The organism is Flexivirga lutea (assembly GCF_054778955.1).
Map to the genome: position 1 here is coordinate 517,940 of NZ_BAAGZB010000001.1, position 16,380 is coordinate 534,319.

18 protein-coding genes are annotated in these 16,380 nt (G+C 69.8%); 15 read left to right on the plus strand and 3 right to left on the minus strand.

Translation table 11 applies throughout. The annotated features are described in order from the left end of the window. Window positions 1-4: 4 nt before the first annotated feature. Both ACYVBN_RS02570 and nucS read right to left on the minus strand, forming a co-directional pair. Window positions 5-1,546, minus strand: coding sequence for a gamma-glutamyltransferase family protein (locus ACYVBN_RS02570; protein WP_460599156.1), 1,542 nt, complete (start codon window positions 1,544-1,546; stop codon window positions 5-7). Between the two features lie 13 nt (window positions 1,547-1,559). Then, on the minus strand, window positions 1,560-2,255 hold the full coding sequence (gene nucS / locus ACYVBN_RS02575) for an endonuclease NucS (RefSeq protein WP_440282698.1): 696 nt from the start codon (window positions 2,253-2,255) through the stop codon (window positions 1,560-1,562). A gap of 72 nt (window positions 2,256-2,327) precedes the next feature. Here nucS and ACYVBN_RS02580 point away from each other — a divergent pair, with 72 nt between their 5' ends. The 8 genes from ACYVBN_RS02580 to ACYVBN_RS02615 all read left to right on the plus strand — a co-directional run bounded on the left by ACYVBN_RS02580 (window position 2,328) and on the right by ACYVBN_RS02615 (window position 9,846). Then, a complete protein-coding gene (locus ACYVBN_RS02580; protein ID WP_460599157.1) occupies window positions 2,328-4,001 on the plus strand; it encodes a 3-hydroxybutyryl-CoA dehydrogenase in 1,674 nt (557 codons plus the stop codon). Between the two features lie 72 nt (window positions 4,002-4,073). After that, window positions 4,074-4,328: a hypothetical protein gene (locus tag ACYVBN_RS02585; protein WP_440282700.1), complete on the plus strand. Its 255-nt coding sequence runs from the start codon at window positions 4,074-4,076 to the stop codon at window positions 4,326-4,328. A 160-nt stretch (window positions 4,329-4,488) separates the two neighbouring features. Further along, complete coding sequence (locus tag ACYVBN_RS02590) at window positions 4,489-4,908, plus strand: hypothetical protein (protein WP_460599158.1); 420 nt, start codon at window positions 4,489-4,491, stop codon at window positions 4,906-4,908. 32 nt (window positions 4,909-4,940) lie between these two features. Beyond that, the gene (locus ACYVBN_RS02595; protein ID WP_460599159.1) at window positions 4,941-6,173 is read left to right on the plus strand and encodes an acetyl-CoA C-acetyltransferase; all 1,233 of its coding nucleotides are present in this window, start codon (window positions 4,941-4,943) and stop codon (window positions 6,171-6,173) included. A 127-nt stretch (window positions 6,174-6,300) separates the two neighbouring features. Further along, a complete protein-coding gene (locus ACYVBN_RS02600; RefSeq protein ID WP_460599160.1) occupies window positions 6,301-8,004 on the plus strand; it encodes an NAD(P)/FAD-dependent oxidoreductase in 1,704 nt (567 codons plus the stop codon). A gap of 9 nt (window positions 8,005-8,013) precedes the next feature. Next, the gene (locus ACYVBN_RS02605) at window positions 8,014-8,322 is read left to right on the plus strand and encodes an MTH1187 family thiamine-binding protein (protein ID WP_440282704.1); all 309 of its coding nucleotides are present in this window, start codon (window positions 8,014-8,016) and stop codon (window positions 8,320-8,322) included. After that, on the plus strand, window positions 8,319-8,897 hold the full coding sequence (locus tag ACYVBN_RS02610) for a GNAT family N-acetyltransferase (RefSeq protein WP_460599161.1): 579 nt from the start codon (window positions 8,319-8,321) through the stop codon (window positions 8,895-8,897). The genes ACYVBN_RS02605 and ACYVBN_RS02610 overlap by 4 nt, the downstream gene beginning before the upstream one ends. Window positions 8,898-8,907: 10 nt before the next feature. Beyond that, a complete protein-coding gene (locus ACYVBN_RS02615; RefSeq protein ID WP_460599162.1) occupies window positions 8,908-9,846 on the plus strand; it encodes a tetratricopeptide repeat protein in 939 nt (312 codons plus the stop codon). A gap of 269 nt (window positions 9,847-10,115) precedes the next feature. Here ACYVBN_RS02615 and ACYVBN_RS02620 read toward each other — a convergent pair whose 3' ends face one another. Then, on the minus strand, window positions 10,116-11,057 hold the full coding sequence (locus tag ACYVBN_RS02620; RefSeq protein WP_460599785.1) for an aldo/keto reductase: 942 nt from the start codon (window positions 11,055-11,057) through the stop codon (window positions 10,116-10,118). Between the two features lie 134 nt (window positions 11,058-11,191). On the opposite strand from ACYVBN_RS02620, the gene ACYVBN_RS02625 reads away from it, so the two are divergent. From ACYVBN_RS02625 to ACYVBN_RS02655, 7 genes are all read left to right on the plus strand, one after another. After that, complete coding sequence (locus ACYVBN_RS02625; RefSeq protein ID WP_460599163.1) at window positions 11,192-11,473, plus strand: hypothetical protein; 282 nt, start codon at window positions 11,192-11,194, stop codon at window positions 11,471-11,473. Further along, entirely contained in the window at window positions 11,470-12,387 is a 918-nt protein-coding gene (locus ACYVBN_RS02630) for an FAD:protein FMN transferase (protein WP_460599164.1), read from the plus strand. The genes ACYVBN_RS02625 and ACYVBN_RS02630 overlap by 4 nt, the downstream gene beginning before the upstream one ends. After that, on the plus strand, window positions 12,387-12,941 hold the full coding sequence (locus ACYVBN_RS02635; RefSeq protein WP_460599786.1) for a ferric reductase-like transmembrane domain-containing protein: 555 nt from the start codon (window positions 12,387-12,389) through the stop codon (window positions 12,939-12,941). The genes ACYVBN_RS02630 and ACYVBN_RS02635 overlap by 1 nt, the downstream gene beginning before the upstream one ends. Beyond that, a complete protein-coding gene (locus tag ACYVBN_RS02640; RefSeq protein ID WP_460599165.1) occupies window positions 12,938-14,056 on the plus strand; it encodes an NADH-ubiquinone oxidoreductase-F iron-sulfur binding region domain-containing protein in 1,119 nt (372 codons plus the stop codon). The genes ACYVBN_RS02635 and ACYVBN_RS02640 overlap by 4 nt, the downstream gene beginning before the upstream one ends. 19 nt (window positions 14,057-14,075) lie before the next feature. Continuing rightward, window positions 14,076-14,258, plus strand: coding sequence for a ferredoxin (locus ACYVBN_RS02645; RefSeq protein WP_460599166.1), 183 nt, complete (start codon window positions 14,076-14,078; stop codon window positions 14,256-14,258). An 88-nt stretch (window positions 14,259-14,346) separates the two neighbouring features. After that, complete coding sequence (locus ACYVBN_RS02650; protein ID WP_460599167.1) at window positions 14,347-15,090, plus strand: esterase family protein; 744 nt, start codon at window positions 14,347-14,349, stop codon at window positions 15,088-15,090. A gap of 46 nt (window positions 15,091-15,136) precedes the next feature. Further along, entirely contained in the window at window positions 15,137-16,375 is a 1,239-nt protein-coding gene (locus ACYVBN_RS02655) for an ATP-grasp domain-containing protein (RefSeq protein ID WP_460599168.1), read from the plus strand. Window positions 16,376-16,380: the final 5 nt, after the last annotated feature.

Here is a 16,380-nt window from a genome sequence, read left to right on the forward strand (position 1 = left end):
GCGCTCAGCTGACCGCCGTGGCCGCGGCCCGGCGCGGGTCCGCTGCGGCGCCGAGTTCACCGGCGTCGGTGCCGTATGCCGCCCCGACGCCACCGAAGTACATGTCCAGTGCGTCGTGCGGCACGGCGACCACGGCCGTCCGGGCGACTCCTTGGGCCAGTGCGTCGTCCGTCTCGTAGTGCGCCCGCACCACGTCGCCGGTCAACTCCACGTGCAGTCGTGGCGCGTCGATGGCCGCTGTCAGCTCCACGCCATGCAGGCAGTGCCGGCCGATGACCTGTGCGAGCGCAGTGGTGATGCGGTCGGCGCCGGGTGTGCCGATGGCCAGCGTGACGCCGTGGTCACTGCGCGCGGTCACCGGTGCCATGTTGGAGGCCAGCCGGGTGCCCGGCGCCAGCGCGTGCAGGCCGAGCCGGTTGAGCTCCGGCTCGCCGAGGCAGTTGTTGAGCACCAGTCCGGTGCCCGGAACGGTGACCCCGGAGGAGTAGCCCGCGGAAGTCGTGATGGCGCAGGCGTTCCCGTCGCTGTCGACCACCGACACGTGCGCGGTGTCCGTGCTGGTGGGCAACGATTCCAGGCCGGTGGTCTCCAGCGTCAGCAAGAGCTCGGCGCCCGCGGCACGCAGGTCGGCCGCCCGGTCCAGGTGCTCGGCCCGATAGCCGAGCACCGTGCGCTGGATGTCCACCAGGGTGTCGGCGCCCAGACCGCGGTCGGCGATCAGGCGCAGCATCGCGGTCAGCACCGGGCCACCGATGGACGGCGGCGGATTGAGCGCGACGTCCCAGTCTCCGACGCGTGCGCGGCTGGCCGGCCGGCTGACCGGCCGGTAGGCGGCCAGGTCGGCGCGACCGATGAGCCCACCGGTGGCGGCCAGATGGTCGGCGATGGCCGCGCCGATGGATCCGGTATAGAGCTCCGAAATACCCTTGGTGGCAACGGTTTCCAGCGTGCGGGCCAGATCCGGGTTGGTCATCCGGGTGCCTGGGGCGGCGGGTGCCTCGCCGTCGAAGTGCTGCGCCCTCGTCTGTTCATCGAAGGACCACAGCTGCCGGCCGGTCAGCTGCAGGTAGTGCCCGGCCGCCTGGCCGAGCACGAATCCGTCGCGGGCTGCGGAGATCGCCGGCGCGAGGATGTCGGCCCAGGACGCCCGGCCGTACCGCTCGTGCGCCAACTCGTATGCCGCGAAAGACCCTGGTGTTGCAGCCGATCCGGGACCGGCGTTGATGGTGATGCCACCCCCGTAGTCCAGCCGTATGGCGCGCAGCCCGCCACCGAACCGGTCGGGCGTCGCGGTGCGGCCGGGCATCTCGCAGTTGCCGTCGATGACCTCCGGCTCCCCGTCGGCCGGCCAGACGTTGATGAAGGCGCCGCCCAGCGCGCTGACGATCCCCGGCTCGGTCACGTAGGTGACCGCGTGGGCCGCGATCGCGGCATCGACGGCGGTCCCGCCCATCGCCACCACGTCGATGCCGGCCTGCGCGGCCAGCGCGTTGGGTGCGGCGATGGCGGCGCGCGTCATACCCGACGGAGCGGGGGAGCCGGACATGACCGCCATCGTGCTAGAAGAGCCGGGAGTCGGCGTCGTCCATACCCTTGAGGGCCTCGTAATCCAAGGTGACGCAACGGATCCCGCGATCCTCGGCCAGCACCCGGGCCTGCGGCTTGATCAGCTGCGCGGCGAACACACCGGTGACCGGTGCGAGGTGGGGATCGCGGTTGAGCAGCTCCAGGTAACGGGTCAGCTGCTCGACGCCGTCGATGTCGCCGCGGCGTTTGAGTTCGACGGCGACCGTCGCGCCGTTCGCGTCCCGGCACATGATGTCGACCGGTCCGATGGCAGTCATGTATTCGCGACGGATCAGTGAGTACCCGTCACCGAGCGTGCCGATGTTCTCGGCGAGCAGCGCCTGCAGTTGGGCTTCGACGCCGTCCTTGATCAGGCCCGGATCAATTCCCAGCTCGTGGCTGGAGTCGTGCAGGATCTCGTGGATGCGCACGTGCAACCGGTCCTCGGACTTGGCGTGCTGCACCGACCAGACGTGTGCCACGCCCTCCTCGGCCTCGTCCGCGGTCGGGGCGATCTCGGCCATCGCGCACGGCGGTGACATCCAGTTCAGCGGCTTGTAGGAGCCGCCGTCACTGTGGATCAGCACCGAGCCGTCCGCCTTGACCATCAGCAGCCGGGTGGCGAGGGGCAGGTGGGCGGTCAGGCGGCCGACGTAGTCGACACTGCACCGGGCAATCACAACGCGCACGGCGACCCAGCGTAGTGGTTGGCCGTCGGGGACCCCGGACGCCGGCCCGGCCACCCCTGAGACACTGACCGCATGGATCCTGTCATCAAGAAGGTCGCGGTCATCGGGCTCGGCACCATGGGCGCCGGCATCGTGGAGGTTTTCGCCAAGGCGGAGTTCGCGGTGTATGCCGTGGAGGGCACCCCGGAGCTCGCCGAGCGCGGACGGGGATTCGTCACCACGTCGCTGGACCGCGCCGTCAGCAAGGGCAAGCTGGCCGAGGCGGACCGGGAGGCGACCCTGGAGCGGATCACCTTCACCGCCGAGCTGAAGGATCTGGTGGACGCCGACCTGGTCATCGAGGCGGTGCCCGAGCGGATGGAGATCAAGCACTCGATCTTCAGTGCCCTGGACGACATCGTGCGCTCCGACGCGATCCTGGCCTCCAACACCTCCAGCCTGTCCCTGACCGAGATCGCGGCCGGGACCCGGCACCCCGAACGTGTCGTCGGCATGCACTTCTTCAACCCCGCACCGGTGCTGCAGCTGGTCGAGGTCATCAGGACCGTCATGCTGGACGACGCCGTCGCCGACACCGTCCGTGAACTCGCCCTGCAGCTGGGCAAGAAGCCGGTCGTCGTGGGTGACCGCGCGGGGTTCGTCGCCAACGCGCTGCTGATCCCCTACCTGGCCCGCGCCATCGCGCTCTACCAGACCGGCACGGTCAGCCGGACCGACCTGGACAACGCGGGCCGGGTCGGCATCGGCCTGCCGATGGGCCCGCTGACGCTGTGCGACCTCGTCGGCCTCGATGTCGTCAAGGAGGTGTGCGACGTCATGTATGACGCGACCAAGCGCGCCTCCGATGCGTCCCCGTCGCTGCTGCGGCAGCTGGTGCTCGCCGGCCGGCTGGGACGCAAGACCGGTCGCGGCTTCTACGACTACGCCGCCGATGCCGGCGCCGAGGAGGACGCCGGCACCGACGCGATGACGACGGCGGCGGCAGTCGTCGGCACGGGGGAGCAGGCCGCCCAGCTGGCCGAGGCGTTCGCCCGGGCCGGCATCACCGTGACGACGATCGACGACCCGAGGGCGGACGTCCAACAGCTGGCCGGCAGCCCGCTGGTGGTGCTCGTGGGCGGCGACGAGGCCGACTGCGCCGACTGCAATGCCGGCGACTGCATGATCGATGAGGAGAGCGCGGACCCGACGGAGTGCGAGTGCTGCCATGGCGCGGCGCCCGGCAACTGGTTCTCCGAGGTCGCGGAGGTGCTCGACGCGCGCACCGTGGTGCTCGCCACCGACGAAGCCAGTGAGTTCGCCGTCGCCGGGGTGCTGGACGACGACGTGGCGGTCCTGCCGCTGCGCGTGCACCAGGAGACCAAGGCCGGGCAGGTGGCGGAGTTCGGTCTCCCGCTGGGGCTGTCCGCGGAGCACGCGGCGCTGGTCCGGGCGACGCTGACCGCGGCCGGCTTCGTCGCCGTCGCCGGTCCCGCCCGCCCGGGGCTGGTGGTCGACGCACTGCTCTTCCAGCACCTGAACGACGCCGTCGCCATGGTCGACGCCGGGTACGCGACGGCTGAGGATGTCGACACCGCGATGACCGCGGGTTGCGGCTACCCGCGCGGGCTGTTCGCCATACTCGATGACCTCGGCGCCGACGTCGTCGCCGACGGCCTGGCCGAGTTGTCCGCGCTGGACCCGTCGGTCGTGCCGAGCCCGCTGCTGCTGGAGCACGCCGCGCGCGACCTGCCGTTCCTCGGCTGACCGGCAGTCACCGTGCCGCGCCGCAACCGCCGTCCGGACCGCCGGTCAGGGGCACCTGACCGGCGGCCCGACGTGTCGCGCGTGCTGGAGAGCGGCATACGCCGTGAGTCGTATGACGGCAGGTCCTACGTGGTGCGGCCAGTGCGCGGCAACACCGCGGGGCGCAGTTACGTGTGTCCGGGCTGCCAGCAGTCGTTGGCCTCGACGGTCGCGCACGTGGTCGTGTGGCCGGACGACGGGCTCGGTGACGTGACCGACCGGCGGCACTGGCACACCGCCTGCTGGGCCGCCCGTGAGCGACGACCCCCGCGCGGATCCTGGCACTGAGCCGCACCGGTCCGGGCCGAGGCCCGAGCACGATCGCTGCTGCGGACTCCTTTATTCCAGGGCCGTTTCCGCTTCGAAATGAGCAGCCGTGGCGGCCGGGAGCGACGGTTTTCCGCCCTACTGTCCCCTCATCCGTAGGGAGCACAGACAGGGGAGAACCATGACTCACACATCCGTCCCACTCGTTTCCCGGCGCGCCGTGGCCAAGGGTGCGGCCTGGTCGCTCCCGGTGGTCGCGTTCGCGGCGTCCGCGCCGGCCGCGCGTGCTTCGGTCACCGCCGATGTGTGCGTCGTCGACATCACCGGTGTTGGCGTGAAGACCGTGAACGGCAAGACCGTCACGCTGACGTTCTCCACGCAGAACTACGAGAGCAGCGCGCGCCAGGTCACCATCGTCTCGGTCGCCGGCCCGGCGAACACCGAGTGGTCGGCGCCCAGTCCGGCCAGCTGGCAGGCGGCACCCGGCATCTCGACCCAGCAGGTGGCGCTGACCCGCGCCAACAACGCCAACGGCGATGCGGTGGTGACGCTGCTCGCCTGCGGCGCGAACACCACCACCAGCGCGTACGTCTCCCGGTGAGGCGCTGATCCGGCGCGATTACAGTGGACGGTATGACTTCGTCTGACAACAACACCGCCGTCATCGTCGCCGGCGCACGCACGCCGATGGGCAAGCTCCAGGGGTCCCTGTCCGGCTTCTCCGGCGCCGAGCTGGGTGGCTTCGCCATCAAGGGCGCACTGGACCGGGCCGGCGTGGCCGGCGACCAGGTCGACTACGTGATCATGGGCCAGGTGCTCACCGCCGGCGCCGGACAGCTGCCGGCCCGCCAGGCGGCGGCGAAGGCCGGCATCCCGATGAATGTTCCGTCGCTGACCATCAACAAGGTCTGCCTGTCGGGGCTGGACGCCATCGCGCTGGCAGCGCAGCTGATCCGCGCCGGTGAGTTCGAGGTCGTGGTCGCCGGCGGCCAGGAGTCGATGAGCCAGGCGCCGCACCTGCTGCCGGGCAGCCGAGGCGGTTTCAAGTACGGCGACGTCACGATGAAGGACCACATGGCGCATGACGGCCTGTGGGACGCCTTCACCGATCAGGCGATGGGCGCCCTCACCGAGCAGGCCAACACCGGCGAGCAGCAGGTCAGCCGCGAGGAACAGGACGCGTTCGGCGCGCGCAGCCACCAACTCGCCGCACGCGGCTGGAAGGACGGCATCTTCGACAACGAGGTCGTCCCCGTGCAGATCCCACAGCGCAAGGGCGACCCGATCGAGTTCAAGAACGACGAAGGCATCCGACCGGAGACCACGACCGAGAGCCTGGCGGGGCTGCGACCGGCATTCGCCAAGGACGGCACCATCACGGCCGGCTCCAGCTCGCCCATCTCGGACGGTGCGTGCGCGGTCGTGGTGATGAGCAAGGCCAAGGCCGACGCGCTCGGCCTCGAGTGGCTGGCCGAGGTGGGTGCACACGGCGTCGTCGCCGGCCCGGACTCCTCGCTGCAGTCGCAGCCGGCTCACGCGATCAACGCGGCGTGCGCCAAGGAGGGCATCACGGCGGCCGACCTGGACCTGGTGGAGATCAACGAGGCGTTCGCCGCGGTCGGCATCGTGTCGACCCGCGAACTCGGAGTCGACCCCGAGATCGTCAACGTCAACGGCGGCGCCATCGCGATGGGCCACCCGATCGGTATGTCGGGTGCCCGACTCGTGGTGCACCTGGCCTTGGAGCTGCAGCGCCGCGGCGGCGGTGTCGGTGCGGCCGGGCTGTGCGGTGGGGGTGGCCAGGGCGACGCACTCATCGTGCGGGTGCCGCAGCGGATCGAACTCGATTCGCAGGCACGTTCCTGACGCTCCACGAACAACTGACTACTGTCGTTACTTTCTCGCCCGAACCGGCTTCGCTGGACGAGAAAGTGACGACAGTAGCGATGTTTGCGGCGGCGTGGCACCACGTCGCCCGGCATACACTCGCGGCGTGAAGCAACTTCAGCCCGCCATCGTGCTGGTCGGTGACGGTCATGCCGAGCAGCTGCAGCGCGAGTTCACCCGATACGCGAGCGACTACCGGATCGAGTTCGCCCGGGGGCTCGGACCCGCGATGGCGCTCGTCCAGTCGCTCATCGCACAGCACGTCGAGGTCGCCCTGTTCGTCGTGGAGTTCAACCAGCCGGATGCCCCCGGGTTGGTGACCATGGACTGTCTGCACGCGGTCAGCGCCGTCACCAAACGGGCACTCGTCTACGGCCACCAGGAGTTCCGGGTCAACCGCGAGCCGGTGCGGGAGGCGCAGGTCGACGGCCGGATCGAGGCGGGCCTCGTCATACCCCGTGGTGAGCGGGACGAGGAGTTCCACACCGCGGTGACCGAGCTGTTGTCCGACTGGGGATGGAGTGTGAGCAAGCCGGTCTTCGAGGCGGTGCAGCTGATCTCGCCCCCGGGAAACTCCGAAGCCAGCCGGTTGCGCGACTTCCTGGATCGGCTGGGTATCCCCGCCCGCAACTACCTGCCGGAGTCGGAGGTGGCGCAGGCGATCCTGGACGACGTCGAATGGCCCGACGGCTCACCGACCTATCCGGTGCTCGCCTCGCCGCTGACCGACACCCTGGTCCGGCCCACGATCGCCGAGATCGGCCGCCGTTTCTATGCATTCGAGGACTTCGAGGAGGACGACGTCTTCGATCTGGCGATCATCGGTGCCGGGCCCGCAGGCCTCGCCGCCGCCGTGTATGGCGCCTCCGAGGGCCTGTCGACGGTCGTGTTCGACTCCGAGGCGATCGGCGGGCAGGCGGGCACGAGTTCGATGATCCGCAACTACCTGGGCTTCCCGCGTGGCATCTCCGGGATGCGACTGGCGCAGCGCGCGCGGGCCCAGGCGGCGCGGTTCGGCGCGAAGCTCTATTCGGCGCGCCCCGTCGTCGGCATGGACCTGGCCACCGAGACCGGTGGCACGCACGCATTGCGGTTGGACGACCGGGTGGTGCGCGCCCGCACGCTCATCATCGCCGCCGGCGTCGCCTACCGGCGCATCGGCGTCGAGCAGATCGAGAAGTTCGTCGGCCTCGGCGTCCACTACGGCGCAGCGACCAGCTCCGCGCGCGAATGTGTCGGCAAGGACGTCGTGGTCGTCGGGGGCGGCAACTCGGCCGGCCAGGCAGCCGTCCACCTTTCCCGCTTCGCCCGGTCCGTCAAGATCGTCATCCGCCGGCCGGACCTGTCGGAGACCATGTCGGATTACCTCATCCGGGAGATCGAGATCAACCCGCGGATCGGCGTCAAGCCGTGCTGCGAGGTCGTCGACGCCGGGGGAGCGACCCGGCTGGAATGGGTCACCCTGCGCGACAACCGCACCGGTGCCGAGCTGCAGAAGCCGTGCGGCGGACTCTTCCTGTTGCTCGGCGCGGACCCGTGCTGCGATTGGCTTCCCCGCGAAATCGCCCAGGACGCCAAGGGATTCGTGCTCACCGGACGCGACGTCCCGCGCGAGTCCTGGCGGGACGACTGCCCGCCGGAGCCGCTGGAGACCACGGTGCCCGGCATCTTCGCCGCAGGGGACATTCGGGCCGGGTCGATGAAGCGCGTCGCCTCGGCCAGCGGAGAGGGCGCGGCCGCCATACCGTCCGTGCACGGCTACCTGGCCTCGATCGCGCCCCGGATCGAGTCCGCGGACGTCGCCCCATAGCCTGGGACCATGCTCTTCGCCTTCTCCATCGCCCCCGGCACCACCGACGACCCCGACGGCTCGGTGAGCGCAGCCGTCGCCGAAGCAGTGCGGGTGGTGCGCGAGTCCGGACTACCCCACGAGACGACCTCGATGTTCACCACCATCGAGGGCGAGTGGGACGAATGCCTGGCCGTCGTGAAGGCCGCGTGCGAGGCCGTCGCCGCCACAAGCCCGCGGGTGAGCCTGGTGCTCAAGGCCGACATGCGCGCCGGGTTCACCGGCCAGCTCACCGAGAAGGTGCAGCGCATCGAGGAGCGGCTCCAGTCCCAGCAGTGAGCCAGCTCTTCCGGATCGAGCCGCCCACCGACGCCGACGCGCGCGAGCTCGCGGCCCTGCACATGCAGGTATGGCGCGACACGTATGCCGGGATGCTCTCGCAGAACTATCTGGACGGTATGCAACTCGAACCGCGAATAGCACGCTGGCGCAAGAGCATTGGGGTCGCCAGCGCACGGGAGAGCGAGGCCGGCGGTGTCATCGACGGCGTGCTCTTCCGGTCGCGTCTCGGCAGGCATACGCCGAGCGGTCGTATCGCCGGATTCTGCATTGTCGGTGCTGCGCGCGACGAGGACGCACCGCTGAAACAGGAGCTTGGTGTGCTCAATGTGCTCGGTGACTTCCACGGCACGGGCGTCGCGCGGCAACTCGTCGAGGCGACGCTGGGCGATCGCCCGGCATACCTGTGGGTGGTGCGACAGAACGCCCGGGCCATCGCGTTCTACCGCAAGCTCGGCTTCGCGCCGGACGGCGGGACCAAACGCGACGAGACGCTGGAGTGCGACGAGATCCGCATGGTGCGCGGCGCTCCGATCGATCGAGGGCGACCGGCCGGCCGCTCGGCCGACGGGTAAGAATGGGCACATGACTGACCAGCCCATCACTCCCGCGTCGCTGCGCGGTGCCGTCGATCTGTCCGCCCTTGCGCGTCCGTCGGCGCCCGCTGCGGGCGCTTCCGCCGCCGGCGGTGCCGGTGCCCACGACAATCTGGTGATTGCGGTCGACGACGCCACCTTCGCGGATGCGATGCAGACGTCCGCTCGCGTGCCGGTCATCGTCGCGCTGTGGTCCGGCAGCCGGCCCGACAGCAAGAAGCACCTCGACGCCCTGGCGCAGGAGGTGCGTTCGTATGCCGGCCGTCTGCAGCTGGCCACCGTCGACATCGACGTGTCGCTGCAAATCCGGCAGGCGCTCCAGGTCCAGCAGGTGCCGATGGTCCTGGCCATCCTCGCCGGCCAGCCGGTGCCCCTGTATGTCGGTGACCAGCCGGCCGATGCGATCCGCCAGGTGCTGGACAAGGTGCTCGAGGCGGCGGCCGCCAACGGCGTGACCGGCCGGCTGGACGCGGCGCCGGACTCCGGAGCGGACACGGACGAGGCCGAACCGGAGCTGCCGGAGACCCACCAGCGTGCGTTCGACGCCATCGAGCAGGGTGACTACGACGCGGCGAGTGCGGCATACGAGCAGGCACTCAAGGACAACCCGGCCGACGACGAGGCCCGGCTCGGTCTCGGCCAGGTCCGGCTGCTGAAGCGGACGGCCGGCGTCGATCTCAACACGGCGCGCGACCAGGCGGCAGCAGCGCCCACCGATGTCGAGAAGCAGACGATGGTCGCCGACCTGGATGTCCTCGGCGGCCACGTCGAGGACGCGTTCGCGCGCTTGATCGACCTGGTCAAGGCCACCACCGGCGACGAGCGGAACGCCGCCCGGGAGCATCTCGTGCAGCTCTTCGACGTCGTCGGCCCGACCGACGATCGCGTCAAGAAGGCCCGCACCGCCCTGATGTCCGCGTTGTACTGAATCTTTTCGCGCGCTCCTCGCAGGTCGGGCCGCTCCGGCGCTCGCAGGCTCGCAGCCGTCGGTGCCCGCCCTGGTCGTCGCCGCGCGGTTTCCTTTCGCGCGCTCCTCGCAGGTCGGGCCGCTCCGGCGCTCGCAGGCTCGCCGCCGTCGCATGACCCCCGACACTGACGGCGTCATGCACCAGTGACGGCCGTATCCGGCCGTCACTGGTGCCACGGACCGTCAGTGTCGGCGCATCTCGGCACCGCGACCGGCGGGGTGCCGCTGCCTCAGTCGGCGGTGATCTCGTCGAGGACCGCGAGGTCCTGCGGAGTCGGCTCCCAGCGCAGCGCCGCGGCGTTGGTGCGGACCTGTTCCGCGGAGGTCGCGCCGGAGATGACCGATGCCACGGCGGGCTGCGCCGCCAGTCCCGCGATCGCGACGTCGAGCACGGTGAGGTCGCGGTCGGCGGCATACGTCCGCAGTGCCTCGATGCGGTCCCAGTCGGCGTGCTCCAGCCACGGCGCCGGCCCGGAGGTGGCACGTGAGCCGGCCGGCGGCTGCTCGTCGCGTCGGTATTTGCCGGTCAGCAGGCCGTATTCCAGCGGGAAGTAGGGCAGCACGCCCAGGCCGAACGTCTCCGCGGCAGGCACTACTTCGGCCTCGATGGACCGGTCGAGCAGCGAATAGCGGTTCTGCACCGACACGAATCGCTCGAGACCGGCAGTGCGCGCCGTCCAGTCCGCGTCGGCCACCTCCCAACCGGCGAAGTTCGAGCAGCCCAGGTAGCCGACCTTGCCCTCCTGGACCAGATCGGTCAGCGCGGCGAGGGTCTCCTCGATCGGTGTCACCTCATCCGGCTGGTGCAGCTGATAAAGGTCGATGTGGTCGGTCTGCAGCCGCCGCAGCGACCCTTCGACCGCGCGGCGGATGTAGCGCCGCGACGCTCGCACCCCGTGATCGACGCCGTTGAGGCCACCGGTGTCCATGCCGAATTTCGTTGCGACGACGAAGTTCTCACGACGTCCTCGCAGTGCCGCACCGAGCAGCTCCTCGCTGGCACCGCTGCCGCCATAGATGTCGGCGGTGTCGAGCAAGGTCACGCCGACGTCCTGCGCGGCGTCCAGGATCTCCCGCACGCCGGCCGCGTCGACCCGTCGCCCGAACGCGTTGCAGCCGATGCCGACCGCACTCACCATGAGTCCCGAGTTGCCCAGTGGGCGGTATTCCATAGTCACGCACTCGACCCTACGACTGCGGACCGGTGAGGTCGTCCAACCTTCAACAAGTCCACAGCCTGCTCCCATGCTCCCCAGAAGTCGGCTGGTCACTCTCTGCTGATCACTACTCCAGAAAGTGCATGCCGATGATCCCGATCTTGCGCAGGACACGTCACCTCACCGTCGCCGGTATGGCGGCCGGCATCCTTGTCACGGCGGGACTCGTCGGGCAGTTGGCGACACAGCAGTCCCACCACGCCTCGGGCACGACCGTGCCGGCTCAGACCGCGACCGGTGGAGGGTCGGCCACCGCGTCGCCGAGTGTCTCCTCGGCACAGTCGTCACAGAGCGACAACTCCTACCGTCCGGTGCCGTCGGTGACGGACGGTGGCAACGGTGGCGCCGACACCACGACCCGCGGCTCATGAGCGCCGCGGTGGTGCTCGCGGCACGGTTCGCTGCGATCGGCACGACTTGCCGGGTGCTGGTGACCGATCGCTTCGCCGCGCTGCGGGCCGCCGAGATCGCGCTGCACGATGTCGACGAGCTGGATCGGGCGGCCTCGCGGTTCCGGCCCGACTCGGAGTTGCGCCGGTTCACCCATGACGGCTTGCCGCACCGGGTCTCGGTGGCACTCGGTGAGGTGGTCGCGGCCTCACTGCTCGCGGCGGCGCTCACCGACGGACTGGTCGATCCCACCGTAGGTGCGGCACTGGCGGCGCTCGGCTACGACGCGGACCTGGACGAGGTGCGCGCCCGTGGTGACAGCCGCGTGCGACCGTGTCCGTCCATCCCCACCTGGCGGTCGATCAGGTATGACGCGAGTCTGCACCTGCTCGCGCTTCCTCCGGGCTGCGAGCTCGACTTCGGTGCATCGGCCAAGGCCCTGCTCGCCGACCGCATCGCGGCGCGCATCCACACCGAGACCGGTAGCGGGGTGCTGGTCGACCTGGGCGGCGACATCGCGACGGCCGGTCCGTTGCCGGATCAGGGCTGGCGGATCGGTGTCCAGGCCGCCGCCGGTGAGATGTTGCAGACGGTCATCGGGGAAGGAACGGCGTTCGCCACGTCATCGACGGCGCTGCGCACCTGGTGCAGCGGTGGCGTGCAGCGACATCACATCCTCGACCCGCGCACCCTCGCGCCGGCGCCCACCGTGTGGCAGCAGGTGACCGTCGCGGGAAGCTCTGCGCTGGAGGCGAATTCGGCCTCGACCGCCGCCGTGGTGCTGGGTGCCGACGCGCCGTCCTGGTTGACGGCGCGCGGCCTGCCCGCACTGCTGGTCGCGCCGGACGGATCGCGGCGCCATACGCCCGGCTGGCCGGAGCGGGCGGTCGCGTGATGATCCTCTGGTACCTCTCGCGGGCCACGGGCGTGGCCGCACTCGTGCTCTTCACCGTCGTGTTGGTGCTCGGCATGCTGCTGTCCGGTCAGCGCAGACTCGGTCCGGGTGGCCAGGCGGTTGCGATGGGCGTCCATCGCAGCCTTGCGCTGGGCTCGACGGTGTTCCTCGTCGTGCACGTTCTCAGTGCCGTCCTGGACGATGACGTGCATGTCGGCTGGGTGGCCACCGTGCTGCCGTTCACGTCCGGCTACGAACGGACGTGGACCGCGTTCGGCACCTTCGCGCTCGACATCGCGCTCGCGGTGCTGGCGACGTCGTTGCTGCGCGACCGGATCACGCGGCGGACCTGGCGGTGGGTGCACCTGACGTCATACGCGTGCTGGCCGCTGGCAGTCGTGCACAGTTACGTGTCGGGCACCGCTGACGAGCCGTTGTTGCGCGGCATCACGGTGGGTTGCGCCCTGCTCGGCGTCGCGTGTGTCGGATGGCGTGTGTTCGCAACGCATTCGGACGCAGCACGACGTCGTATCGCTCGGAGGGGATGGGTATGAGCACCACACTGGAACACGCGGTCGCCGAGGCCGGTCTGACCGGCCGCGGTGGCGCAGCCTTCCCGACCGCGCGCAAGATCGCAGCGGCTCGGGAGAACGATGCGTCACTGATCGTGAATGCGTGCGACGGCGAACTCGACGCTGCCAAGGACTGGTTCGTCGTGTCGCGTCACCTGGCCGAACTGGTCGACGGCGCACGGGCGGTCAGCCCCACGGTGTCGTTCGCCGCCCGCCGGGGCAGCGCGACCCTCGACCAGTTGAGCGACGCCGGTCTGCCGGTGCTGGAGGTCCCCGACCGGTACGTCGCGTCCGAGGAGTCCGCGCTCGTCGCCTTCGCGCACGGCAACGACGCCCGGCCCGTCACCCGGAGCCGGCCGCTCGTCTTCGGCGGACGCGACGCGAACGGGCGGCGACTGCGTCCGACCCTCGTCCTCAACGCCGAGACCGTATGGCGCATCGCGCAGATCCTGCACAACGGGCCGCAGTGGTTCCGTTCGTTCGGCACACCGGCAGAACCTGGACCGCGACTGGTCACGGTCGCCGGCGCAGTCCGCCATCCGGGGATCGTGGAGACGGAGGCTGGCACTCCGTTGTCGCACCTGCTGCGGATCGCCGACGCGGCGCCGTACCGCGCGGTGAACCTCGGCGGTCTCAGCGGTGGGTTCCTCAGTGCGCCGGAGATTTCGCGATTGCCCTGGGAGACAGCGGCATTGACGGCATACGGGTGTACGACGGGCAGTGGCGTGCTCCGAGTGCTCGGCCGTGATGTGTGCCCGCTCGAGCAGGTCACCCGCACGCTCGAGAGGGCGGCCTCGGAAAGCGCCGGACAGTGCGGTCCCTGCATGTTCGGCGTCCCGGCCATCGCTTCCGACTTCGCGTCCGTGGCTGGCGGCGATCGTCGCAGTCTGGCCAGGCTGCAACGGCGGCTGGTGCTGTTGCCCGGCCGTGGAGCCTGCCGGTTCCCCGACGGTGTTGCCCAACACCTCGCCGGCGCGCTCCGCGTCTTCGGCGCTGACCTGGACGCGCACCTGTCCGGTGGTTGCGTGGCCGAGCTCGATCGCCATGCCGAGACTCAGTACAACCCCGACGACGACGGGCACGCGTATGCCAGCTGACCCGAGGAGCGAGACAGGGGTGCGGGTGGACCGCATCGCCTGCAGCGCGCACGGCGTCTGTCATGCGCTGGATCCGCAACGCGTGCCGTTGGACGAGTGGGGTTATCCGATCCCGTCCGAGATCGCCACGGACGCCGAGGCAGCGACCGCGCTGATCCGGCTGTGCCCTGCCGCGGCGTTGTCGCGCGGACCGTCCCGCTGACTGGATGGTGCCCCGGGGCCCGGTCGCGCCGCAAACTCGTTCCGCCGAAACCTCGTGCACTTCGCCGCGCGTGCGTCAGGATGAGCGGGTGGGTGAACGTGTCGAGTTGCCGGTGCCCGGGACGGACGTGTCGCTGGGCGTGATCCGCCACGGCCACTGGGGACGACCGGTGCTCGTGTTCCCCAGCGAGGCCGGTCGGGCCGAGGACTTCGCCGCCCACGGCATGGTCGAGGCCGTCCAGGGGCTGGTGGACGCCGGCCGGGTGTCGTTCTTCTGCGTCGATTCCGCGGACCGGTGGACCTGGTCCGACAACGCGGCCACCACCGAGGAGCGCGCCAACCGGCAGCACGCCTACACGCGCTGGCTGGAGTCCGCGGCGCTGCCCTGGATCGCCGATCAGGTCGGTGGTGAGCGGCCACTGATCACCCTCGGTGTCTCGATGGGCGCCTACCACGCGGTGCACTTCACCCTCACCCATGCCCATCAGGCGCCGCTGGCGATCGGGCTGTCCGGCAGCTACGACGTCACGTCGTGGCACGGGCACGGGGAGACCGGCGACGCGACCTATTTCGCCAACCCGATGGCGTATGTCGCCGGCCTGCACGGCGACCATCTCGACTGGCTGCGCCGCGCGGCCAGTGTGCTGCTCGTGGTGGGGGAGGGGCCGTTCGAGGTCTCGCCGACACAGGCGCTGCCGTCGACGACTGCGTTCGCGCAACTGTTGGCGGAGAAGGGGATTCCGCATCAACTGGACGTGTGGGGACATGACAGCGCGCACGACTGGCCGTGGTGGTGCAAGCAGCTGGCACACCATCTACCACGGTTCTGTTGACCGATCCGAGTCCACTGACAGTCAGCTCGACGGAAGGGAGCGCACGATGAGCGAACACCTGATCGGCCTGTTGCTGGGCGCCGAGGAGGATTGGCCCCGCGCCTTCGAGGAACTCGTGCGCCGGGTCGGACCGATCACGGCGCCGGACGGTTCGCGGCACGACATACGGACCGAGCGAATGACGATCGAACCGTTCAACTTGCGCGACAAGCCGCGCACCGACCTGGTGATCGACCGGCTGGCGCACTGGTATTACCACCCGCGCGAGTGGTTGAAGAAGGCCGCGCTGATGGACGATGTATATCTGCTCAACTCGCCGTTCACCTTCCAGTCGATGGAGAAGCACTCGGCATACTGCGCGCTCATGCGGCTGGGCATGCACGTGCCCGAGACGGTGCTCGTGCCCTACAAGAACCCGATCGACAACGTGCGCTGGGCTTACACGTCCGCGAAGTACAACCGGTCCTTCGACCTGCCGTCGGTGGCGGCCGAGCTGGGCTATCCGATGTTCATGAAGCCCTTCGACGGCGGTGCCTGGCGCGGCGTCTCGATGATCCGCGACGAGGCCGACCTGCGGCGCAGCTACGACGAGTCCGGCGAGATGCTGATGCATCTGCAACGTGCGGTCGACGGTTTCGAGGTGTTCGCCCGGGCCCTGACCATCGGCCCGGAGACGATGGTGATGAAGTTCCGCCCGGACGAGCCGATGCACGATCGCTACGAGGTCGCCTACGACTTCCTCACCCCGCAGATCGGCGCCGAGACCAGCACGATCGCGCAGACGGTCAACGCCTTCTTCCGGTGGGAGTTCAACAGTTGCGAGATGCTGGTCAAGGACGGCGTTGTCTACCCGATCGACTACGCGAACGCCTGCCCGGACGTCGCCGTGACGTCGTTGCACTACTACTTCCCCTGGGCGATCAAGTCGTTGCTGAAGTGGTCCATCTACTGCGTCGTCACCGGCCGCAAGGGGCACACGCAGGTGGACACCGGTCCGTGGTTCGAGGTCGCCGATCGCGACGACGACTACCAGGCGAAACTGACCGCTTACCAACACCTTTCGGATGTCTACTTCGAGACTGAGCGATACCGCGAGTTCGTCGACACCGCCCTCGGGCACGTCGACGAGATGGTGCTCGACTGGGTGTTGTCCGACGACTTCGACCGGCTGCTGGTCGAGACGGTCACATCGACCTATCCGGAATACGAGCACGAGCGCTTCCTCGGGCACTTCCGCGGCCTGACCGGCCTGTGGGCCAAGGACGAGGAGCAGATCCTCGGCTGAGGCGG